We start from the raw sequence: 22,389 nt of genomic DNA on the forward strand, positions 1-22,389 counted from the left end.
AGGTGCAAAGATGGGGGATATGCACGGAGATAAATATGAAGCTATTTTGGACGCCGCTTACACTGTCTTCGGCACCAAAGGCTTTTATGAAAGCAAAATTTCCGAAATTGCAGAACAAGCGGGTGTTGCTAAAGGCACGGTATACTTGTACTTTAAAAGTAAAGAGCAGTTATTTACAGCAGTCACACGTAGAGATTGCGAACAATATCTATCCGAAATGCAAGGTGCATTGGTCAATCATACTTTGGGAGAGGGACTGCTGCGGATGGCGAATTTGCATCTCCACTATTATTACAAACGCAAGCAGCATACTAAATTATTTTTTATGACTCCGAATAGTGACCCTGATCTTATGGAGTTTATGCGGGGATTTATTCAGGACTATACCGATCTGGTCAAAAATAAACTGGCGTCAGAGGGTGTGCCGCAGCCCGAATTTCATGCCAAGGCATTCATTGGTATGATGGAACGCCTAAAAATGGATATTTTGTTGAACCAAAATTTCCGTGCATGTGACGTGGATCAGACGGCTGCATTGGCAGCTAATTTATTTATGCATGGCTGTGAGGCCGGAGTACAAAAATTCTGACATGTGGTCTTTTAAAACCGTACTGGCTTTGTTCAGCTAACGGTTTTTTTAATCATTGGCTGTGTCTGTGTTAAAATAAACAAGATGCATCACAAAATCGGGGAAGAGTAGGGAATCTGTAATGAATATTATGACCGTTGAACATATAACCAAAAGCTACGGCGAGAAAATGTTGTTCGAGGATGTTTCCTTTGGTATGGATGAGCGCGACAAAATAGGGGTTGTTGGTGTAAATGGTACTGGCAAATCAACGTTTTTACGTGTAATTTCCGGCCTAGAGCCGCCAGATGACGGTAATATTGCAGTGAACAACGATGTGCGAATTCAGTATCTGGCACAAAATCCGGAGTTTGATCCTGAAATGAAGGTACTCCAGCATATTTTTCATGGCAACCAGCCTGAAATGAAAGCAGTGCGTGAATATACAGAAACGATGGAATTACTGGAATTGAATCCGGGTAGCGAGGAGCTCCAAAACCGCCTGCTGCGAGCAAGTCAGCAAATGGATACGTTCCAAGCATGGCAGCTGGAGAGCGAGGCCAAAAATATACTTACCCGACTGGGAATCACTCAGTTTGAGTCTCGTATGGGCGTTCTCTCTGGTGGTCAGCGTAAACGGGTTGCTTTGGCTGCGGCTTTGATCCAACCTTGTGAGCTGCTCATTTTGGACGAGCCTACCAACCATATTGATAATGATTCCGTTGCGTGGTTGGAGCAATATTTGCAAAAGAGACGTGGTGCGTTGTTAATGATCACGCATGATCGCTATTTTCTGGATAGAGTTGCTAATGTCATGTTAGAGCTGGATCATGGTCGCCTTTTCCGTTATGAGGCTAACTATACCCGTTTTCTGGAGCTGAAGGCAGAACGCGAGGAGCGGGAAGCATCTTCGGAACAAAAAAGGAAGAACCTGCTGCGTAATGAGCTGGCCTGGATTCGTCGAGGAGCAAAGGCACGTTCGACCAAGCAGAAAGCGCGTATTGACCGATATGAGCAGCTTAGGGATCAGCAACCGGAAGCTCGTTCTGGATCTGTAGATATGTCCGTGGCCTCCACACGTCTGGGTAAAAAGATATTGGAGATCGAGCATTTGTCCAAATCGGTAGATTCCCGTAAGCTGATTCAGGATTTGAGTTACATTGCGGTTCCTGGTGATCGTGTGGGCATCCTGGGACCTAACGGGAGTGGAAAATCCACTCTGCTCCAAATGATTGCCCAGCGTGTAGAACCAGATTCCGGCAGTGTTGTATTGGGACCAACTGTGAAGCTCGGTTATTTTACTCAAGAACATCAGGAAATGGACGAATCCTTGCGTGTCATTGAATATATTAAGGAAGAAGCGGAAGTGATTCGTACGGCAGATGGTTCGACGATTACAGCTGCGCAGATGCTGGAGCGTTTTCTGTTTGCACCAAGTGCGCAATGGACGGTTATTTCTCGTTTGTCCGGGGGCGAAAAACGTCGCTTGTATCTGCTGCGTGTCCTTATGTCCGCACCAAATGTACTATTGCTGGATGAACCGACAAATGATCTCGATATTCAGACTCTTTCCGTTTTGGAAGACTATCTGGATGAATTCCCAGGCGTAGTTTTTATCGTTTCCCATGATCGTTATTTCCTGGATCGGACCGTGGACAAAATACTGGCATTCGAAGGGAATGGACAGGTACGTGTACATGTAGGCGACTATAGCGAGTATGCAGAATGGATCAGTAAAAATGCACAGCTTTCTGCGAATACGTCTGTCTCGCCGGGCACAGCTTCCTCGAATCGGTCTTCTGCACCTAAGTCTGCGGGTCCTTCCGAATCAGTCAATGGGGCAAATAAACCCAAGCTTAAATTTACCTTTAAGGAACAGCGGGAATATGAGCAGATTGATGAGCTGATTGAACAAGCCGAACAGAAATTGGTCGACATTCAGCGACAGATGGAGGAATCTTTCAGCGATTCGGCACGGTTGCAGGAGCTGATGGCTGAGCAAGCGAAGGCTGAACAGCATCTAGAGTACCAAATGGAACGTTGGACCTATTTGAATGAGCTAGCCGAGCAAATTGAACAAAGTAAATCTTAAAAATAAAAGCAAGTCTCCATTTAGATGGAGGCTTGCTTTTTTGTAGAAGTAGAAGTATGTGCACCTGTTTTCCATGCAGCATAAAATGGTTAGGCTGTTACATAAGCCACGAGCAGACGGGCAGTGTTTAATACGGCCTGCTTATGCGTGCGCTCCATTGCGTGAGAGGCGTGTACGCCAGGTCCGATCAGTGCGGCACGAATGTTATTGCCTGCTTTAAGCGCAGCCGAAGCGTCTGAACCATAGTGCGGATAAATATCTACCGCATACGGAATATTCAGCTCCTTGGCCAGCTCAATCAGACGGGTCGTCATGTTATAGTCGTAAGGGCCTGAGGAGTCTTTGGCACAGATGGAAACGTCCGTTTCCTTGCAGCTCAGATCTTCACCTATGCAGCCCATGTCGACAGCAATCATCTCACTGATTCCTTCAGGTATGTAGGCCGCCCCGTGCCCCACTTCCTCATAGTTGGAAATGAGCAATTTAACAGTATGTCGAGGCTTCCAGCCTCCATGTACAGATGATTCTAATAAACCAAACAGTGCCGCTACGCTGGCTTTATCATCCAAGTGCCGCGACTTGATAAAGCCACTGGGCGTTACGACTGGGCGCGCTTCGAACGAAATAAAATCGCCCACCGAAATACCGAGCTGAAGCACGTCTTCTTTCGACTCGACAAGCTCGTCAATCCGTACCTCCATATGGCTCTCCTTGCGCTCAAAGCTTCGTGCATCATCATAGACGTGTACGGATGGGTGGCTGGACAGAATAGTGCCCGTATACGTTTGTCCGCTTCTGGTATGAATAAGGCAGTATTCGTTCTCAATGCTGTTCATCATGAAGCCACCCACAGATGTCAGGCGTAGGGTACCTTGCGCTGTAATCGAACGAACCATCGCCCCCAATGTATCCACATGCGCGCTAAGCGCCACTGTATGGTCCGTTTCTTCACCTTCCAGAGTCAGGATAGCACCACCTTTTGCATTCCATTCGATGGGTACCCCTAGCTTTTCGGCTTCCTTACGAATCAGCTCCATCACATGATGTGTATATCCGCTAGGACTGGGCGTGTTCAAAAGCTGATTTAAAAAGCTCATGATATAGTTTTCATTGAATTGAATTGTCATTTGTTGCTCCTCCTCATTTGGACAACCGATCAGGGTTAGAGGACGGTTGCTCTATACCTGGGTCGGATGTAGACACCGTGCTGGAAGAACCAGTCGTGTCATTGGACACATTCGCGTATGCTTCCACTGCCGATGTGTGCTCTTCTTGTAGTGTATGAAGCTGATTAGTCAGACGCTTGATCTCTCTCTGAAGCCTATATTGACGGAAGATTCCGAAAGAACCGACAATAAGTCCACCTAAAAGAGTGCAACCGAGAATAAGCAGAATCAAAGGAATGCTGACCCTGCTAAACAGAAGGTTCACTTGAACCGAATTGACATTAATAACAGCAAAAACAGCTGTTAACAAAGCTATAACAAGTGCTGCAATCAAAGACCATTGTGTTTTCAAAATGCCACCTCCTCCCGTTACATTATAAAATCCCTTGTCCTCCATGGACAAGGGATTTATCCGTGCATCTTTTTAATGCGGGATTCGAAGTGTGCACGGTTTTACTTTCCTTCAGTTAGCTTTTCCATTTCCGTAATGACTTCTTCAAATACGCTCATGGCTTCGCGAATCGGCTGCGGAGAGGACATGTCAACGCCAGCTTTCTTCAAAATATTGATTGAATAATCACTGCCACCGCTCTTTAGGAAGCCTAAGTAACGGTCAACGGCTGGCTGGCCTTCTTCCAGAATCTGTTTCGAAAAACTGGTTGCTGCCGAGAAGCCAGTAGCATATTTGTAGACATAGAAGCTGTTATAGAAATGAGGGATTCGTGCCCATTCCATTTCTATGTCTTTGTCTACCTTCATGCCAGGTCCGTGATATTTCACATTCAAATCATAGTAAATCTCCGACAAAAGCTGCGGTGTAAGGGATTCTCCCTGTTCAGCACGCTCATGTACAATCTTCTCAAATTCCGCAAACATCGTTTGACGGAATACTGTTGTACGGAATTGGTCCGCATAGTAGGTGAGAAGGTACATTTTCTCTTTTGGATCGGTAGACTTGTTCAGCAAATAATCCATCAGCAAGGCTTCATTAGTAGTGGAAGCCACTTCAGCCAGGAAAATGGTATACTGTGCATCTCGGTACTTCAATGCGTTGTCTGAATAGTACGAATGCAACGCATGCCCCATTTCATGCGCAAGCGTGAACATGCTGTTCAGGTTATCTTTATGGTTCAGGAGCACATAAGGGTGGGTGCCATAAGCTCCCCAGCTATAGGCGCCTGTACGCTTATTTTCATTTTCGTATACGTCAATCCAGCGCTCATCGTAGCCTTTTTGCAATGAAGCCAGATAGTCCTCGCCCAGAGGCTTAAGGCCTTCTTTGGTTTGCTTTTTGGCGTCTTCATACGTAATGTCCATCTTGTATTCGTCCACAAGCGGAGCGAATAAATCATACATATGAAGCTCATCCACACCTAACAGCTTCTTACGCAGCTTGATATAACGGTGAAGCAGGGGCAAGCTTTCATGAATCGTATCAATAAGATTCGTATACACTTCTTTCGGAATATTATCACCGTATAGTGACATTTCCAGTACGGAAGGGTATTTGCGAACACGAGAATAAAAAATATTTTTGTTCACATTAGCACTCAATGTAGAGGCAATCGTATTTTTATTTTTGGCATATGTGTCATAAACCGCTTTAAAAGCACGTTCACGTACTTCGCGGTGTGGACTTTCGAGAAATTGGATGTAGCTACCATGAGTCAGCTCGACCTCTTTGCCATGCTCATCCTTGATTTTCGGAAACTTCAGATCCGCGTTGTTAAGCATCCCGAAAATTGTTTGCGGGGCTTGAGCCAGATTGCCAACCTGAGCGAGCAGTGCTTCTTCTGTTTTGCCCAAAATATGAGCTTTTTCCCGCTTCATTTCTTGAAGTGTAAACTTATAATCCGAAAGCTTCGGATCTTCAATGAAGGCATCAAGCTGATGATCGGGCAGCGCCAAAATTTCAGGTGTCACGAATGAAAGAGACTCGCTGACTTCCACGCCTAGTTTTTTAGCTTTTTGCGAAAGACCCTGATATGTAGGTTCAGCCGTATCTTCATCATGGTGAAGATGGGCATACACATATACACGCTCGGTTTTAAGTGACAGCTCATCTTCGAGTTTGAAGCAGTTGCCAATCGCTTCGGCTGAATTGAGCTTGCCTTGGAATTGAGCAGCCTTTTTGGCCAATTGTTTGACTTCTTCGTATTCTTGATCCCATGCCTTGCGGTTGGGGAACAGGTCTTCCAGTTTCCATGTATTTTCCACTGGCGCATCAGCGCGTTTTACAATTTCATTCATGGAGAGCCTCCTCTGATCGAACGTAATGTGGGATAGGGCTGCGGCGGTAAGGGACGGATGCCAAAACGAAGAAACCGCCACGCTTACCGTAAGCAGCAGGGCAAGAGGTTTTACAGGATGCATGTAACGGCATATCCTCCTTATACCATGGCTTGTTATGCCATAGTATGACCTTTTGCCCCTGAAAGTATAATTTTCCTTACTGTGGGTTGGAACCTATATTTAATAAGCTGTATACAATAAGATAAAAGGCAAGGCAAATCATGATTACGGCAGTGAGGGCCATCCACTTTTTGAGAGGAGTCGGTATCGTTTCACGCTTCATGATCAGCACTCCGCCCAGCGTGAAGGCCAGAATAATGAAGATGAGATAGCTGTTGGACACCATGAATAGGCTACACCTGTTTGAAAGCGTTCATGATCCGCTGCCACTCTTCCTCATTATCTTGAAAGGACTGCTTGGGGAAACGATTTTCAGCCCAATGCATCAGCGCCGGACGGCTCAAAAACGTGTGAGCTTCCTCGCCCCAATCATCAGATATTTCCCGCAGAACGATGTAACGGCCCTGCACCTCGACAGTCATCATATTCCACTTGTCTTTTTTGTATATTTCGTGTTTTTTCATCATATGCATGTCTCCGATTTTATAGATGTTTTGGTTCATGATACCGCAGTTTCTGCCGCAAAAGCAAATCATTCCAGACCGTAAAACCCGGAAAAACACCAATTGCAATGTGAAAAAGCATGAAGTATAATATGGATATTCGCCATAGATGGCGGTATTTTTAGGAGGTTGTTCACTTGAAAGGTACAGTTAAATGGTTTAACGCAGAAAAAGGTTATGGCTTCATCCAAGTGGATGGTGGCGAGGATGTATTTGTACATTTCTCCGCAATCCAAGGCGACGGTTTTAAAACTTTGGAAGAAGGTCAAGATGTTGAATTCGAAATTACTGAAGGCAACCGTGGACCACAAGCAGCTAACGTAATCAAACTGTAAGTGTAACTGAATTGTAAGAAATGTTCCGTTTTTACGGATGTCTTATATATTACGGTTAAACGATGAATTGAGAGCGCAGTTCCTTACATTTAAGGAGCTGCGCTTTTTTGCGTAAAAACGTTTATGATATGAGAAGGTTGGGCCGGAATAGGGTATTATACGTAATAAAACTAAGCATGAGTTATTTTAAATTGAGGGAGCTGAGAAAATGAGTGCAGCAGAGGCTGATCGTAATCCTTCCCTGATTGAAGGCCCTATTGCCAAAACACTGTTTATGTTCTCTTTGCCGATGCTGTTCGGAAACATTTTGCAATCCTTGAATGGAACGATTAATTCAATCTGGGTTGGGAAGTTTCTGGGAGAAGCCGCATTGACTGCCGCTTCGAATGGAAATATTATAATGTTCTTTCTGATCAGCTCGATTTTTGGAGTCACCATGGCGGCCACTATTCTGATTGGACAACATATCGGAGCGGGTGACATAGCAGAAACGAAGCGTGTAGTAGGTACAAGCGCTGTCTTTTTCCTGGTGCTTGCTTTTGCTATAGGTATTATTGGGTTTTTGGGCTCACCTTGGATTCTTCATGTGCTCAATACGCCTGCCGAATCAGTCGATATGGCGATCACCTATACGCGCATTATTTTCGCGGGTATGCCCTTTTTGTACGGATATAACTACATCATGACCGTAATGAGAGGGGCTGGAGATTCCAAAACACCATTTTATTTTCTGCTCGTTTCCGTCGTACTGGATGTTTTACTCAACCCACTACTCATATTCGGATGGGGGCCGATCCCTGCTATGGGCATCGGAGGCTCCGCCACAGCTACCCTGATTGCTCAAGGGATCAGCTTTGTATTGATTCTCATTTACCTATATCGTGTAAAATACTTTCTGCGCATTACATCTTCAGAGCTTCACTTACTTCAATTTGATTGGAAGATTATTTGGACTCTTATTCGTAAAGGAGTCCCGATGGGACTGCAGATGATTGCTGTCTCCACCAGTGCGATTGCTTTAATGAACCTGATCAACGGCTACGGGACAGTCGCAGCGGCAGCCTATACAGCAGCTAACAATTTGTCCAGCTATGTGCAGATGCCGGCCATGGCGTTAGGTGCAGCCGTATCTTCCTTCGCCGCTCAAAATATCGGAGCCGGACGCTGGGATCGAGTGCGCAGGACAACCTGGATTGGGATTGTGTATAATTTTGTATTGACTGGTGGGGCTGTAATATTCATTTACGTATTTAACCGTCAAGCCTTACTGATGTTTCTTCCTTCTACGGGAGGGGCATTGGAACTGGGTATGCAGATTAATCTGATCACCTTGTGGTCTTTTGTTATATTCGGTATTACCAATGTCATTACAGGGGTTGTTCGATCTACGGGCTCTGTAATGGTGCCGCTGTTCATTACCATTATTTCATTATGGGGCATTCGTATACCTTTGGCCTATGCATTTGTCGATGAGTATGGGCTGGATGCTGTATGGTGGAGCTTTCCTATTGGTTTTACGATCTCCGCCGTGGCAGTTATTTTCTATTACGTTTTCGGAAAATGGAAGCAGGCTAGCATGGGAGAGGGAAACCAAGGCATGAAGCTGGCCGAGGACAAGGGATAGATAGGACAATTCTACTATTTGCGATTAAAGTTTTATAAGGGTGGATCTAGTTTGACTGTTATTTTTGGCTAATTCAGTGGCACGGCTACAAAGCGTTTTTGTGAGAAGAGCTCATTTTTCTTGAATAGTAAAGAAAAAAGTGAGGTTGTTCATTTGTGCTAAGAGGTCGATCATATTATAATGAATATGGTTTGGATAGGTATAATTACGTAGACAACAATGTGGAGGCACCGTCATTTGAGTTATGTTGAGCAAGGACGTTATCAAGTACCGAGAGGCCCCATAGGTCTAATGAGCCGAATGTACAAGCACATTCTCCCTGAAACGAAACAAGAATTGAGTAACTGGAAGAGCAAGGCCGAACAAATTCCGGACCCTGAGCTGAGAAGTCAGGCGCTTGCGAGCATAGCAGAGAAGACGTTTCACTGCGTGGGGGGAGCGGTTTATGCTGCAGCCAATATGTCTGACCGGCAGACGCTAATTCCACTGATTGTGGCGTACCAGACGATTAGCGATTATCTGGACAACCTGTGTGATCGCAGTACGTCGATGGACCCGGATGATTTCAGGTTGCTGCATCAGTCGATGCTGGATGCGGTTAATCCGACGGCTAGGCCAGTGAATTATTATGAGTTGCGTCGTGAGCAGGAGGATGGCGGTTATTTGACCGGGCTGGTGACAACCTGTCAGTCTTGTGTAAGCAGGCTTCCGGGCTATGAGGCGGCAATGCCTTACGTTCAGGATTTGGCGCGATTATACACGGATTTGCAAGTATACAAGCATATTAAACCCGAGCTGCGGGAACAAGCGCTTTTGGACTGGTGGTCGATTCATAAAGATCGTACACCCGAGCTGCGCTGGAACGAGTTTGCTGCGGCTACTGGCTCAACCCTGGGGGTCTTTATGCTGTTTCTTGCTGCCAGCGACCGGCATCTCACAGATGCGGGGGCTGCCTCAATACATGCATCGTATTTTCCACATGTGTGCAGTCTTCATATTTTGCTGGATTATCTAATCGATCAAGACGAAGACCGGAAGGGCGGAGATCTTAACTTTTGCAATTATTATGAAGATACCGACATGATGCTGGACCGGATCGCCTACGTTGTGAATCGGGCGCGGGCTGATATTGCAGATGTCCCTGCCAGCTCCTTTCACCGGATGATTATCGAGGGATTGCTGGCTTTATATTTATCCGACCCTAAAGTTAGTGAGCAGCAGGATGTTCGCGCTGTTTCGAGACGTTTAATGAAAAATAGTCCGCTCATGCGTTTGTTTTTCTTATTAAACAGTCGATGGATAAGAAGGCTTATATGATTATTTTGAGGAGGTCATAAATCATGACAGCAGTTAAGAAAATTGCAGTATTAACAAGTGGTGGAGATTCACAAGGGATGAACGCGGCAGTTCGCGCCGTCGTGCGTAGCGGATTGTATTTTGGACTGGAAGTATTCGGGATTCAACGTGGATATCAAGGCCTTTTGAACGATGATATTTTTCCAATGGACCTGAGAAGCGTCGGAGATATTATCCAACGTGGGGGTACTGTACTTCAATCTGCAAGATGTCTGGAATTTACGACTGAAGAAGGTCAGAAGCGTGGCGCTGAAATTTTGCGTAATCGTGGAATTGACGGCGTAGTCGTCATCGGTGGCGACGGTTCTTATCAAGGGGCTAACAAGCTGACCAAGCAAGGCATTAAAACCATGTGTCTTCCAGGAACAATTGACAATGATATTTCCTTCACAGACTACACCATTGGTTTTGATACGGCGGTAAGTATTGTAGTGGACGCAATCAACAAGCTGCGTGATACAATGTCTTCCCATGAACGTTCTTCCATCGTGGAAGTTATGGGACGCCATTGTGGAGATATTGCTCTCCATGCGGGTCTGGCTTCCGGTGCAGAAACGATCTTGGTACCTGAGGTAGAATTTGACCTGAATGAAGTATCCGATCGGATGAAACAAAACTTCAAACATGGCAAACGCCACAGTATCATTATCGTTGCTGAGGGTGTAGGCAAAGGCGAAACAGTAGCCAAAGTAATCCAAGAAAACTGTCCGGATTATGAGCCTCGTGTTACAGTGCTTGGACACATTCAACGTGGAGGTACACCAACCGCGTTTGACCGCAACCTGGCAAGCCGTTTGGGTGACTTTGCTGTTCGTCAATTGATTGAGGGTGTATCTGACAAAGCTTGCGGAACGATCGACGGTAAGCTGGTAGCTACAGATATTGGCAAGGTTGTAAGCACCAAAAAAGATTTCAACATGGAGCTTTATGAGTTGGCTCTGCGTTTGTCCCAATAATAAGAACCTTTACGTTTAGTAGATGGGCTCTGATATGGGGAAAATTAAAATTATGCGGATGACCTGAGTCATCCGCTATTTTTTTAGCTTTGAATAGGGGTCAGGAGGTAATCAAGCATGTATTTATTCAAAATGGAAGTGGACAGCTCGGAAGGAGCACTGACCGTCATTCTTGCTGCTGAGAATGAGGAACAGGCATTTGAGGAAATGGACCAACATGTGGAGAGACACTTTTTATATCCCCCCGAGCTAAAGGAAGTGGCTATCGTAGAGAAGAAACGAATTACTGCTGGTGTAGCATATGTAATCGAAACACGCAAAGACTAAGTAGCCTTTGCGTGTTGTTTTTGTTCGGCAAAACGATGTTGCACTCTTACCAAACGCCAGAGAAGTAAAATGGCGCCTACGGCCAGACCTGTAATCAAGCCAATCCAGTAGCCGTAAGGCCCCCACGTGGTCCAGCGTGCGAGTATATACCCTACAGGAAGCCCAATCACCCAATAGGACAGGAATGTGAGTAAAAAGGCCGGATTGACATCTTTATACCCGCGTAGCGCCCCTTGTGTTGGTGTAGCGACAGCATCAGAGATCTGAAAGAAAATCGCATAGATTAAAAAGTGCTGGGCCAATTGAATGACCTGCAGGTCGGTAGAGTAAAGTCGAGCGACCTGTTCACCCCAGATAAGCAGTATAATAGTTGTAATCAATGATAGGCCTACTGCGCTGCTAATGCCCATTACGCTATACGTTTTGGCATCTCGTGGACGGGAAGCTCCTGTTTCAAAGCCGACCAAAATCGTAAGTGCCATGCAAATACTGAGTGGAATCATATACAGCGTAGATGCAAAGTTCATGGCTGCCTGATGAGCGGCTATGGTAGCTGTGTTATAGCTGCTCATGAAGAGCGTGACAGCTGAAAAGACGGCAGTCTCAAAAAATATAGCAAATCCAATAGGTACCCCGATTTTGATAAGCTCTTTTAAAGCACTGGCCGCAATCCCGTATATTTTGCTAAAGATTCGGTATTCGGCAAATATTTTTCCTCGGTGCGCAGTAATACCAGCGACCAGCATAATAATCCAGTAGGTGGTAGCCGTTGCTACCCCGGAGCCTACACCCCCCAAACGGGGAAAACCCCAGTTACCATAAATAAGTAGATAGTTCAATAAAACATTGATGGGCAATGACATGAGCGTGATTAACATCGTAAAACGGGTTTGTCCTAATGCATCCATAAAGCTTCGGAGCACAGTGTAGGCAAATAGAGGGACAACACCAAAGGCCATCGCACAAAGATAGTACAGAGCCACATTATGAACTCTCAATTCCAGATTCATACCGTTTAATATAGGCTTTACCAAAATGATGCCAGCAATTAAAACGACGATGGATAGGACGAGAGACAGCCAAAGAGCCTGAATGACATAGTAGGAGACTTTATCTTTGCGTTGTGCACCCACCAATTGGGATACAATGGGGGTAATAGCCATAAGTATGCCATTAAGGCCTGTTTGTACAGGGACCCATAGGCTTACTCCGATAGCTACTCCAGCTAGATCGGCAGGGGAAAAGTGTCCCGACATATTCGTGTCGAAAAAAGTCATGGCAGATAGTGCAAGCTGGGTAATCAGAATAGGGAGCAAAATGTAAAAAAGCTGCTTCCATTTCTGTCCCATGGTTAGAGTCAATTGCATTTTTGTTATCCTCATTTACTAGGGTTTGATTATTTGTACATATCATAACATGTAAATTTTATTGTAAGGGATACTGCAACAATTGAACAGCCATAAAAAAGACTGCATCCGTTCGTCAAACAACGGGGCAGTCTTCGATAATAAAGATATAAGTTCTAAAATTCGTATAAAAAAAGAGGAGTCAGAAGGATAGTTATTTGTAGGTTACTCCGCTTGTATAGCGGTTAGTGGCATTCCAGAGTAAATATTCGTCCACCTTCATGTCCTTAAGCGCGCGAATTTGGTCCTCGACTTGTGTTTTCCCATATTTGGCATAATGTCCGCTTCCTAACCAACTTGCGGTAAAATCCTGAATCCACGGACGAATAATTGGCTTTAGCTTGCCTGTAGGATCGAGTTTTTTGTGTGTATCGGCCATGGAGCCTTTGATCGTCTGGTAGGGGTTCTTATCTGGGTCCTTCACACCAAACCAGCCTGTTGTATAGTGACTTGGATAAACCATCGGTGAAATGACATCCACATTTTCAGAAATTTTAGTGAAATCCTGTCCGATACCCTCGGCAGCAGGAACGGATGCGGCATATCCGAAAATATCTACCGATACCCTCACACCTAGTGGAGCAAGCTCTTTACGGGCATATTGTACGAATTCAGCGACCGTATCCGAGCGGGATTGATCGGATTTGGTATATTTTAGTTTGTCTGCTCTTTTTTCAAAACCTTCAGGGAAACGTACATAGTCAAATTGGATTTCCTTAAACCCGAGTTTTGCTGCTTCCTTGGCAATGGCGATATTATAATCCCATACTTCTTTATTATAGGGATTGACGAACCCATCTCCCTTGCCGTTTTTCCAAACAGAGCCGTCAGCATTGCGGAAGGACATCTCAGGATTTTTGTTGGCCAATACCGTATCCTTAAATACAACAATACGAGCAATCGGATAGACATTATGTTTTTTCAAACGGTCCATCAAACCGGAAATATCTTTAATGAATTTTTGCGGCTTGCCCAATTTCAGAAGCTCGGGGTTGGTCGTTGGATAAGTGATGTAACCTGCATCGTCCTTAATATCGATAACCATGGAATTGAGCTCTGTCTTGTCCAGTAATTCGAGTAGCTGAGTCATACGTGAACCGCCTGCGCTATAGGCTGTGACATAGATACCTTTAATAGCTGGCGTGGTCGGCTGTGGGTCAATTTTAACCGGCGGATTGGAGGCATCTACCTTTGTATTACTGTGTTGTGCCTGGATCATGGCACTGCTGATTGTCGTTGCCACCGTATCTTTTACATTTGGAGCGTTGGCTGACTGGCCCCCGTTTCCGCCTATTCCCATTGCCAATAGCATAATTGCCCAAATCATATTCATTTCCTAACTCTCTCCCTTATGTATGGCGCTTACCTGATTATACGTAAAGTTATGGATCGAAAAAACAACACGCTTGTAACCAATACTGGTATCATCAGGCATAGTCTTACATGATTAACCTAACTATCGCTCGATGAATCCGTAAATAGGCATAAATAATGCCGCTCTCTTCACGGTTGTGGATGCAACCGGAAGAAGCGGCACTTGGCAAAAAAATTTATTGAAGATAGTTATTGTCTTGGTGCTCACAAATACTGTACTGAATAATTTCAAGCGCATCCGTTGGCTTGAGTATGGACAACCCGTCTCGAAGCACAATCATCGAGTTTAACTCATTCTTTTTGAGAGAAGGGAGCATTTCCGGGTACCATCTTAAGACAATGTCGGACAGTTTTACCGTTTCCATTTCCACAAAAATCACCCTTTCCTGCTCGGAATCATTCCAAAAGAATCATTCAATACGATTCGGAAAAGCAAAGTGCCTGTGAAATAGCAGGTAAAGCTGGTCTTTATATACTATGGGAACAGCGCACATATAGTGTACCACAAAAACAGTATTTTGACACTTGGGTTTGTGCTTATCTTCGGCGGAATGAACCCATTACTCCAACCGTTTCCACAATATTGACAAAAGCAGAAGGGTCTACTTCCTTAATGATGCGTTTTAATTCAACAAGCTCGTAGCGTGTCGTAACAGTCATCAGCATGTCCTTTTCGGTATGTGAAAATGCACCTTCAATTTTTATTTTGCTGACACCTCGTGGCGTGGTCAACATTCGGCTGAGTAACTGGTCAGTATGCTCTGTAATGATGTAGACGGTGATCTTCGTATGACTTACATAGATTTGATCCAACACTTTACCAGTCACAAAAATGGATAACATAGAAGCCAGTGCAATATTCCAATCATCGTTCAAATATCCTGCTGCGAGAATGACCAGTCCATTCATGCCCACAAGTACAGTTCCGACGGGGAAGTCACGATATGTGGTAACGATGGAGCCGATAATGTCAAAACCGCCCGTAGACCCTCCTACCCGAAAGGAAATACCCGCCCCAACGCCGACCATTACCCCACCAAAGACAGAGGCCAGCAGGGGATCAGACACAACAGATTGTACGGGTACCCAGGCCAAAATCCACGTGGTAACGATAACCGATAGAATGCTCAGACTAATAAAACGCTTGCCTAAAATAAACCAGCCTGCAATAAGCATTGGGATATTGATGATAAAATACATGGTGCTGATATCGAATTTTGTGAAATAGCCAATTAGCATGGAAAGTCCGGCTACTCCCCCGCTCAGTAAGTGATGTGGGACGAGAAACAGATTAAAACCGCATGCTATGGCAGCGGCTCCAAGAATAACAGTTAAGCAGTTTAACACTATTTTTAACAACTTTTTTTCACCTCATTTTAATTATACAGAAAGCAACTTACTGGTATTCATGAATTGTTCTGTGCTATAATGCGATGTGGATATTCTTGAGTAGGGACCTATGTCCAGAGAAACACTTAAAATTTAAACTGTTTTAAAAAGGATAAATTCGTTTAAGATGTATCGGATAGGGTTCCCCGAATTCATTACAGAAAGATGCAGTTATAGAGTTAAATAAACTGTCACTGTATTGGGGAAAACTTATACAATAATATCGCTACTTAAGAATACAGACAACATTGTGGATTGTCCACCACATCCACCATTATGAAGGAGTTTGAATAAATTTGACGACATTTGCAGAATTTGATCTTGAACCAAAGGTAATTCAGGCGATTACGGAGCTGGGGTTTGAAGAAGCAACACCTATTCAATCCAAATCCATCCCGATTGCATTGCAAGGGAAAGACATGATTGGTCAAGCCCAAACAGGTACTGGTAAAACTGCTGCGTTTGGTATTCCGATGATCAATAAAATTTCTAAGAACGATGAAAAAATCAGAGCCCTGATTATGGCTCCAACACGTGAGCTTGCTATTCAAGTGGCTGAAGAAATCGAAAAACTCTCCCGCTTCAAAGGTCTTCGCACTTTGCCGATCTATGGTGGACAAGATATCGTACGCCAGATTCGCGCTTTGAAAAAGAAACCTCAAATTATTATCGGTACACCAGGACGTTTGCTTGATCATATTAATCGTAAAACCATTAAGCTAGAAGACGTAAACACCGTTGTTTTGGATGAAGCAGATGAAATGCTGGACATGGGCTTCATGGAAGATATTCAGTCCATTCTGAAGCAGGTTCCAGACGAGCGTCAAACGATGCTGTTCTCGGCTACAATGCCTCCTAACATTAAAAGATTGGCTGAGCAATTCCTTAAAGATCCTGAGCATGTATCCGTTATTCCTAAACAAGTTAGTGCTCCGCTGATTGATCAGGCCTATATTGAAGTTCCTGAGCGTCAAAAATTCGAAGCATTAAGCCGTTTGATCGACATGGAATCCCCAGAACTTGCTATCGTATTCGGTCGCACTAAGCGCCGGGTAGACGAGCTGGCTGAAGCTCTGCAAAAACGTGGTTATTCCGCAGACGGTTTGCATGGTGACTTGTCTCAAAACCAGCGTGATGCTGTTATGCGTAAATTCCGTGACGGAAGTATTGACGTACTCGTAGCGACTGACGTTGCTGCCCGTGGTTTGGACGTTTCTGGCGTAACTCACGTTGTGAACTTTGACCTTCCGCAAGATCCAGAGAGCTATGTTCACCGTATCGGACGTACGGGACGTGCAGGTAAAGAAGGGGAAGCTTGGTCATTCGTAACGCCTCGTGAAATTGACCATTTGCATTTCATTGAGCGTGTAACCCGTCACCGCATTCCACGTAAGCCTCTTCCAACGTTGGCAGAAGCTCTGGAAGGCAAACAACGTATCATCGCAGAACGCCTTCTAGAGGTTGTAGAAAAAGGCGAGCTGAATGAGTACAAAGGTTTGGCTATTCAAATGCTGGAGCAATATGATTCTGTACAACTACTCTCTGCTGCTCTGAAGCTGATGACTGGTGAGAAGAGAGAGGCATCTATTGAGCTGACTCCGGAAGATCCGATCCGTGCAAAACGTCGTAAACCAGACGTGCGTTCTGGCGGACGCAAGCCTTCCAACTATAGTGGACGCAGCAACGGTGGCTACAATTCCAACCGTGGTGGTAGCGGCAGTAAAGGTGGATACGGCGGTTACAACCGTGGCAAAGAAGGCGGTGGCTACAACCGTGATTCCGGAAGCCGCTATAGTGGAGATCGCAAACCACGCCCAAGCAGCAATGGCGAAACTCGCCGTCCTGCAAGACGTGAAGATTCCTCTTCTGAATAATAAGAAATAAATGATTAAAAAGTCGAAGCTAATGCTAGCTTCGACTTTTTTTGATCGGTAAGTATGAATTTTATGGGATTTACTTTAATGGACCACGTATGGATTTCACTAGCGCTTTAGGGATGAAATACGGTATGATATAGTCAAGAGCCGGAATTAACAGGCATAGCAACATAAGTCTTGGAACTGCCAAGGCTTGCGGAGGGAGAGACTAACATTGGAATTTAAAGGAGCTATGGGGGGGATTTACCGCCTAACCGAGTGGATTACCCGGCTGGCGGCTAGCAATTTGTTGTGGGTGTTATGTTCATCGCCTTTTGTATTCTGCCTCATACTGAAATTACTGGTTATGAATCAGAATTTGGCGAATGAATCGTTACAAATGAACTGGGCGATGGCTATTTTGGCACCGCTTACTTTATTTCCAGCAACATCGGCTTTGTTCTCAGTGGTTCGCAAATGGGTGATGGGCGATACCGATACAGGCGTGTTTCGTACCTTCTTTAAAGGATATAAAGAGAACTATAAGCAGAGTCTGATTGGGGGTATCTTTTACACGTTACTGTTTGTCGTCATGTATGTGGATTACACTGTATATATGACACAGCTCAGCAACTTGCAAATCGTGGGCGTTATCATGCTGATCCTCATCATTATTTTGCTTGTGTCTATGTTTAACTTCTTTTCGATGGTAGCTCATTATCATATGTCTACCGGACAAATTATTAAAAATGCGGTTTTATTGACGCTGATTCGACCATTCCGTGTATTTTCCACCATGCTCGGCAGCGCCGTTGTTATATACATTGGAGTTAAATATCCCGTGCTTTTCTTATTCTTCATCGGCAGTGTAGTTGCCTGGTTCGCTTTTTTTAATTTTTACGGAACCTTCCTCAAAATGCAGGATCAAATGGAGAAAATGAAACAGAAAGACGAAGAAAAGGCAACCATTGAAGACAAGAAAAGTGATAACCTCTAAAAATAAAACATATTTCTCCTAGGATTTACTTTCTGAGTGAGAAGCGCTATAATAAGGTCACATCCTGCGATGCACGTTACGGTCATTTGTTGTTTTGAACCAATGACAATGTCTAGGGAGATCTATACGAATGAATAGCTGAAAAGCCCTGTCAATTGCTGACAAGGGGACTTCAAAAGTTTATTCTGCGGTCACCCACCTGCTAAAGCAGGTTCAGAAGACGCTATGGTCGGACGGCATCGGCGGGTACTCCATAATGTAATGAACACACTCTGGTACTGCTTATGCAGAAACAGGGTGTTTTTTGTATGCAACAATGTTAAACTAAGACATGAGGTACTAAGGTCGCATACCACAGGCATGATCGGACTCAATTTCGGTTGTTTATCGTGTTTTATAAAGCCCTTGCAGCAGAGGAAGCCGATGTGTCGTATGATAGGTAGCGATTATCGTGAAGGAGGAAATGTCTTGTCGTTGAAGAGGACTCTGGTAGGGATTGTGCGCAGCCAAGAAGGTACAAGCGACCGGGTCAAGGACCCCCAAATGAAGACACGCTATTATAACTTATCGAGAGACAAGGCTTGGGAAGAAGTATCATCTATCCTAAAAAAGATTCCTGGCTACAAGGTGCTCCATGAGGTAGCATCTGTAGGTGAGATTACGTTGGAGAAGCGAACGGCTTTCGGCAGAACCGTCGACATTACCGTTTCTATTTTATCTGTCTCGCCAGTTCGAAGTGCGGTGGATATTTATTCTGCTTCACGCGGATCGTTAGGGGACTTGGGTGCGAATTACCGCATAATTTTGCAACTGTTCGCTATGATCGACAAGAAGTTGTCCGCTCATAAGGTCGTACAGTAATAGCAGGTTGTGGGAGCAGTGATGTGGTAGACAAACATCAAAAAAAGCGAGGAAGGCAATCCTTCACTCGCTTTTTTAATATTCGGTCCTGATTTAGACCAGTTTTTTTACGGCTGCAATCGCTTGATCATAGTCAGGATGCTCGGCCATTTCGCTCAAGTATTCTACGTAAGCGATTTTGTCATTTTGGTCAATGACAAAAATAGCTCTATGATCCAAATGGAATTCCTTAATGAATACACCATAAGCTTCACCAAAGGAATGATCTTTGTAGTCGGACAGTGTCAATACGCGATCAATACCAGCCGCACCGCACCAACGAGCTTGAGCGAAAGGCAAATCCACGCTGACCGTCAGTACCACAACTTGGTCCCCCAGGGAGTCTGCTTCCTGGTTGAAACGTCGCGTCTGTGCGTCACACACGCCTGTATCTAGAGAAGGGACAACGCTAATCAGTTTGACTTTGCCTGCAAAGTCTTGAAGCGTAGCTGCTTCCAATAAGTCTTTCTGTAATTTGAAATCAGGCGCCTGATCTCCAATTTTCAGTTCAGGACCTATGAGAGTCAAAGGATTGCCTTTAAAAGTAGCAACTCCTGTACGTTCTTGTGCCATATGTAATAGCCTCCTTTGGTTTTTGGCATTGGTTATCGTTGCCGAAATCTATTATAATCTTTTATAAAAGACATTGTCCAATTTGAATAAGGTGGAGACACCCCATGAAGGAAGGATTGCCTTGATTTTTTTACGTTATGAGAACTGGAAAAGTTATTTACGGTTTTACCCGGTAACCTGTCTGATTTTGCTTATCAATATTGTGATGTTTATTGTACTGACCGTGCAAGGTGGATCGGAAAATAGTTTGACGCTGATCCGGTATGGGGCTTTGATTAATGAGGCGCCATTCACTGACCAGCTGTGGCGGTATGTGTCAGCTATGTTTTTACATGCAGGCTTTGATCATCTTCTGTTTAATTCCTTTGCAATACTTGTATTCGCTCCTCCGCTGGAGCGTTTGCTCGGATCCTTACGATATGTGTTATTGTATCTAGTCACGGGCATTGTAGGGAATATACTGTCCATTGCACATTACAACATGCTGGCGGAAACGACAGTCTCTGTAGGAGCCTCAGGAGCGATTTATGGCATCTATGGGGCATTTCTGTACGTTGCCTTATTCCAACGTTCCTTGATGGATGATGCTTCGCGCAAAACGCTGTACACGCTGCTTGGGTTTGGTATTCTGTTTTCTTTTGCTGTAGCGAACATTAACTGGACCGCTCACTTTGGGGGATTGCTCAGTGGGTTTTTCTTTTATGGATTATTGATTAGATTAACTGGGCAGCGCAAACGTCACTAAAGACAGTTTTATCGTAAGTTATCAGGGTAAGAAAGAGGATGATGTTCGATGGACATCTTCTTTCGGATGTTGAAAAACAGATTGGAGCGAATATCGGAGTGGAATTACGACAGTTGCAATACTTCATGAAAGTAGCGCAAAAAGAACATGTCACTCAGGCAGCCGAGGAGCTACATGTGGCGCAATCTGCGGTAAGTCGGCAAATTCATCAGCTTGAAGAAGAGCTGGGAGTTAATCTTTTTATGCAAAAGGGTCGCAATCTGCAGCTTACGCCAGTGGGACAGCTATTTTGCAAACGGGTGGAAACGATCATGAAAGACCTGGAGCGGGCTGTTTTGGAAGTGCATGAGTTTTTAGACCCTGAGGGGGGCGAAATCCGTATTGGTTTTCCGCACAGTTTGGGGATTCATCTTATTCCTACAGTGGTGGCTGAATTCCGTAAGCGGTATCCCAATGTTAAATTCAGATTTAAACAAGGAATGTACCCGAGTTTAATTCGTGATGTGTTAGCGGGTGAGGTGGATTTGGCTTTTGTATCTCCTTTTCCAGATCGACATGACCATGTCGAGGGGGATGTGGTGTTAACCGAGGAGTTATTTGCAGTTCTCCCGCCTAATCATCCTTTGGCTTCAGCCGAACACATCACATTGAGCCAGCTTAAGGGAGAAAAATTCATCTTGTTCAGAGATGGATATTCGTTACGCCCGATTGTCTGGCAGGCCTGTCTGGAGGCTGGATTTACACCGGATATTGCTTTTGAAGGCGAAGAGACTGATACGATTCGCGGATTAGTAGCTGCAGGTATGGGGGTTAGTCTTCTGCCTGAAATGGCGCTGTTTCAGACTAACCCGTTGCAACCTGCAAGGGTGTCGATTGTTGATCCAGAGGTGACAAGAACGATTGGCTTGATTCATCGCAGAGATGACAAGCTTCCATTAGTTGCTAAATCGTTCCGAACTTTTCTATTGCAATATTTTGGCCTTCATGGTAATGCTGCTACTTCGAACAAAACGGCAAAAGCAGATTGAGGGTACTAAGTATAGTTTATTGGCTTAAGATCATGAAAAAAAGGTTGTTCCTCTACCGTCATTGGTGGAGGAACAACCTTTTTTGCAACACAAGTGATTAATCCCGGCTATTAAAGATGCCGATTAGGCGGATCAGTTCCAGCAAGGAAACGAGAGCTGCAGCCACATAGGTCAATGCAGCAGCATTTAAAACTTTAGCTATACCACGTTCTTCATCACTACGGATAAATCCTTCAGAAACCATGATTTCCCGTGCGCGATTAGAAGCATTAAACTCAACTGGCAATGTAATTAATTGAAAAGCAACAGTAGCCGAGAAGAAGATAATACCCAGACCGATCAGGTTTGTAAAGCTAAATAAGAAACCGGCAATCAGCAGAAATGGTGCAATCCCGGAAGCAAAGTTTACAATCGGAAAAATCCGGTGGCGAAGTGCCAGCATAGGATAATGCTCTTTATGTTGGATGGCATGACCGACTTCATGGCAAGCCACAGCAACCGCAGAAATGGATTTTTCGTAATAAACGGGCTCAGACAAGCGCACCACTCGTTGTATCGGATCATAATGGTCAGATAGCGCGCCAGGTACTGGCTCAATAGGCACATCGTGCAAGCCATTACGATCCAGCATGTGCCGAGCTGCATCATAACCAGTCAGTCCATTTTCGTTTGGAACATCAGACCATTTGTTAAACGTACCTTTTACACGAAATTGCGCCCATAAGGATAATCCGAACGCAAGAATAATCAATATATACATACCCATCATAAAGCAACCCTCC

Annotated in this window: 23 protein-coding genes and 1 other RNA gene; 13 read left to right on the top strand and 11 right to left on the bottom strand. The window is 44.6% G+C overall.

Features of this window, described 5'->3' with window-relative positions:
- Positions 1-10 precede the first annotated feature (10 nt).
- Together ACH59B_RS09115 and ACH59B_RS09120 are read left to right on the top strand one after the other, a co-directional pair.
- Positions 11-589 (top strand): TetR/AcrR family transcriptional regulator, encoded by a 579-nt coding sequence (locus ACH59B_RS09115; protein ID WP_123797071.1) that lies wholly within the window; start codon positions 11-13, stop codon positions 587-589.
- 121 nt (positions 590-710) lie between these two features.
- Positions 711-2,660 carry an ABC-F family ATP-binding cassette domain-containing protein gene (locus ACH59B_RS09120; protein WP_016819716.1) on the top strand — a complete coding sequence of 650 codons (1,950 nt, stop codon included), beginning with the start codon at positions 711-713 and terminating at the stop codon, positions 2,658-2,660.
- Between the two features lie 89 nt (positions 2,661-2,749).
- On the opposite strand, the gene ACH59B_RS09125 is transcribed toward ACH59B_RS09120, so the two are convergent.
- From ACH59B_RS09125 to ACH59B_RS09145, 5 genes are all read right to left on the bottom strand, one after another.
- Positions 2,750-3,787, bottom strand: coding sequence for a M42 family metallopeptidase (locus ACH59B_RS09125; protein ID WP_016819717.1), 1,038 nt, complete (start codon positions 3,785-3,787; stop codon positions 2,750-2,752).
- Between the two features lie 13 nt (positions 3,788-3,800).
- On the bottom strand, positions 3,801-4,223 hold the full coding sequence (locus ACH59B_RS09130; RefSeq protein WP_016819718.1) for a lipopolysaccharide assembly LapA domain-containing protein: 423 nt from the start codon (positions 4,221-4,223) through the stop codon (positions 3,801-3,803).
- A gap of 56 nt (positions 4,224-4,279) precedes the next feature.
- Complete coding sequence (gene pepF / locus ACH59B_RS09135; RefSeq protein ID WP_123797130.1) at positions 4,280-6,076, bottom strand: oligoendopeptidase F; 1,797 nt, start codon at positions 6,074-6,076, stop codon at positions 4,280-4,282.
- 199 nt (positions 6,077-6,275) lie between these two features.
- Entirely contained in the window at positions 6,276-6,464 is a 189-nt protein-coding gene (locus ACH59B_RS09140) for a hypothetical protein (RefSeq protein ID WP_016819720.1), read from the bottom strand.
- A 7-nt stretch (positions 6,465-6,471) separates the two neighbouring features.
- A complete protein-coding gene (locus ACH59B_RS09145; RefSeq protein ID WP_014599632.1) occupies positions 6,472-6,705 on the bottom strand; it encodes a hypothetical protein in 234 nt (77 codons plus the stop codon).
- A gap of 173 nt (positions 6,706-6,878) precedes the next feature.
- Between ACH59B_RS09145 and ACH59B_RS09150 the strand changes: the two genes are divergently transcribed.
- The 5 genes from ACH59B_RS09150 to ACH59B_RS09170 all read left to right on the top strand — a co-directional run bounded on the left by ACH59B_RS09150 (position 6,879) and on the right by ACH59B_RS09170 (position 11,339).
- Positions 6,879-7,076, top strand: a complete 198-nt coding sequence (locus tag ACH59B_RS09150) for a cold shock domain-containing protein (protein WP_016819721.1) — start codon at positions 6,879-6,881, stop codon at positions 7,074-7,076.
- Between the two features lie 208 nt (positions 7,077-7,284).
- The gene (locus ACH59B_RS09155; RefSeq protein WP_123797073.1) at positions 7,285-8,700 is read left to right on the top strand and encodes an MATE family efflux transporter; all 1,416 of its coding nucleotides are present in this window, start codon (positions 7,285-7,287) and stop codon (positions 8,698-8,700) included.
- A gap of 237 nt (positions 8,701-8,937) precedes the next feature.
- Complete coding sequence (locus tag ACH59B_RS09160; protein ID WP_016819723.1) at positions 8,938-10,017, top strand: tetraprenyl-beta-curcumene synthase family protein; 1,080 nt, start codon at positions 8,938-8,940, stop codon at positions 10,015-10,017.
- Positions 10,018-10,040: 23 nt separating this feature from the next.
- The gene (pfkA, locus tag ACH59B_RS09165; protein WP_016819724.1) at positions 10,041-11,012 is read left to right on the top strand and encodes a 6-phosphofructokinase; all 972 of its coding nucleotides are present in this window, start codon (positions 10,041-10,043) and stop codon (positions 11,010-11,012) included.
- Positions 11,013-11,129: 117 nt separating this feature from the next.
- Positions 11,130-11,339, top strand: a complete 210-nt coding sequence (locus ACH59B_RS09170; RefSeq protein ID WP_017425844.1) for a DUF3906 family protein — start codon at positions 11,130-11,132, stop codon at positions 11,337-11,339.
- On the opposite strand, the gene ACH59B_RS09175 is transcribed toward ACH59B_RS09170, so the two are convergent.
- From ACH59B_RS09175 to ACH59B_RS09190, 4 genes are all read right to left on the bottom strand, one after another.
- Positions 11,336-12,706 carry an MATE family efflux transporter gene (locus tag ACH59B_RS09175; protein ID WP_404303622.1) on the bottom strand — a complete coding sequence of 457 codons (1,371 nt, stop codon included), beginning with the start codon at positions 12,704-12,706 and terminating at the stop codon, positions 11,336-11,338. The two genes, ACH59B_RS09170 and ACH59B_RS09175, sit on opposite strands and share 4 nt — an antisense overlap.
- A 193-nt stretch (positions 12,707-12,899) precedes the next feature.
- Positions 12,900-14,078 (bottom strand): putative glycoside hydrolase, encoded by a 1,179-nt coding sequence (locus ACH59B_RS09180; protein WP_016819727.1) that lies wholly within the window; start codon positions 14,076-14,078, stop codon positions 12,900-12,902.
- A 217-nt stretch (positions 14,079-14,295) separates the two neighbouring features.
- A complete protein-coding gene (locus tag ACH59B_RS09185) occupies positions 14,296-14,484 on the bottom strand; it encodes a hypothetical protein (protein ID WP_014599634.1) in 189 nt (62 codons plus the stop codon).
- Between the two features lie 172 nt (positions 14,485-14,656).
- Positions 14,657-15,478 (bottom strand): YitT family protein, encoded by an 822-nt coding sequence (locus ACH59B_RS09190; protein ID WP_016819728.1) that lies wholly within the window; start codon positions 15,476-15,478, stop codon positions 14,657-14,659.
- Between the two features lie 326 nt (positions 15,479-15,804).
- Between ACH59B_RS09190 and ACH59B_RS09195 the strand changes: the two genes are divergently transcribed.
- The 4 genes from ACH59B_RS09195 to ACH59B_RS09210 all read left to right on the top strand — a co-directional run bounded on the left by ACH59B_RS09195 (position 15,805) and on the right by ACH59B_RS09210 (position 19,222).
- A complete protein-coding gene (locus ACH59B_RS09195) occupies positions 15,805-17,382 on the top strand; it encodes a DEAD/DEAH box helicase (RefSeq protein WP_013370492.1) in 1,578 nt (525 codons plus the stop codon).
- Between the two features lie 217 nt (positions 17,383-17,599).
- Complete coding sequence (locus ACH59B_RS09200; RefSeq protein ID WP_016819729.1) at positions 17,600-18,361, top strand: YesL family protein; 762 nt, start codon at positions 17,600-17,602, stop codon at positions 18,359-18,361.
- A gap of 58 nt (positions 18,362-18,419) precedes the next feature.
- Positions 18,420-18,614: non-coding RNA, 6S RNA (gene ssrS, locus ACH59B_RS09205), on the top strand.
- Positions 18,615-18,829: 215 nt separating this feature from the next.
- A complete protein-coding gene (locus tag ACH59B_RS09210; protein WP_126665742.1) occupies positions 18,830-19,222 on the top strand; it encodes a DUF1499 domain-containing protein in 393 nt (130 codons plus the stop codon).
- Between the two features lie 93 nt (positions 19,223-19,315).
- On the opposite strand, the gene tpx is transcribed toward ACH59B_RS09210, so the two are convergent.
- Positions 19,316-19,834, bottom strand: a complete 519-nt coding sequence (gene tpx / locus ACH59B_RS09215; RefSeq protein ID WP_013370495.1) for a thiol peroxidase — start codon at positions 19,832-19,834, stop codon at positions 19,316-19,318.
- A gap of 121 nt (positions 19,835-19,955) precedes the next feature.
- On the opposite strand from tpx, the gene ACH59B_RS09220 reads away from it, so the two are divergent.
- Both ACH59B_RS09220 and ACH59B_RS09225 read left to right on the top strand, forming a co-directional pair.
- The gene (locus ACH59B_RS09220; protein WP_016819731.1) at positions 19,956-20,579 is read left to right on the top strand and encodes a rhomboid family intramembrane serine protease; all 624 of its coding nucleotides are present in this window, start codon (positions 19,956-19,958) and stop codon (positions 20,577-20,579) included.
- 98 nt (positions 20,580-20,677) lie between these two features.
- A complete protein-coding gene (locus ACH59B_RS09225) occupies positions 20,678-21,607 on the top strand; it encodes a LysR family transcriptional regulator (protein WP_025364562.1) in 930 nt (309 codons plus the stop codon).
- A 97-nt stretch (positions 21,608-21,704) separates the two neighbouring features.
- On the opposite strand, the gene ACH59B_RS09230 is transcribed toward ACH59B_RS09225, so the two are convergent.
- A complete protein-coding gene (locus ACH59B_RS09230; protein WP_016819733.1) occupies positions 21,705-22,376 on the bottom strand; it encodes a zinc metallopeptidase in 672 nt (223 codons plus the stop codon).
- Positions 22,377-22,389: the final 13 nt, after the last annotated feature.

The organism is Paenibacillus sp. DP01 (assembly GCF_044784315.1).
Taxonomy (GTDB): domain Bacteria; phylum Bacillota; class Bacilli; order Paenibacillales; family Paenibacillaceae; genus Paenibacillus; species Paenibacillus polymyxa.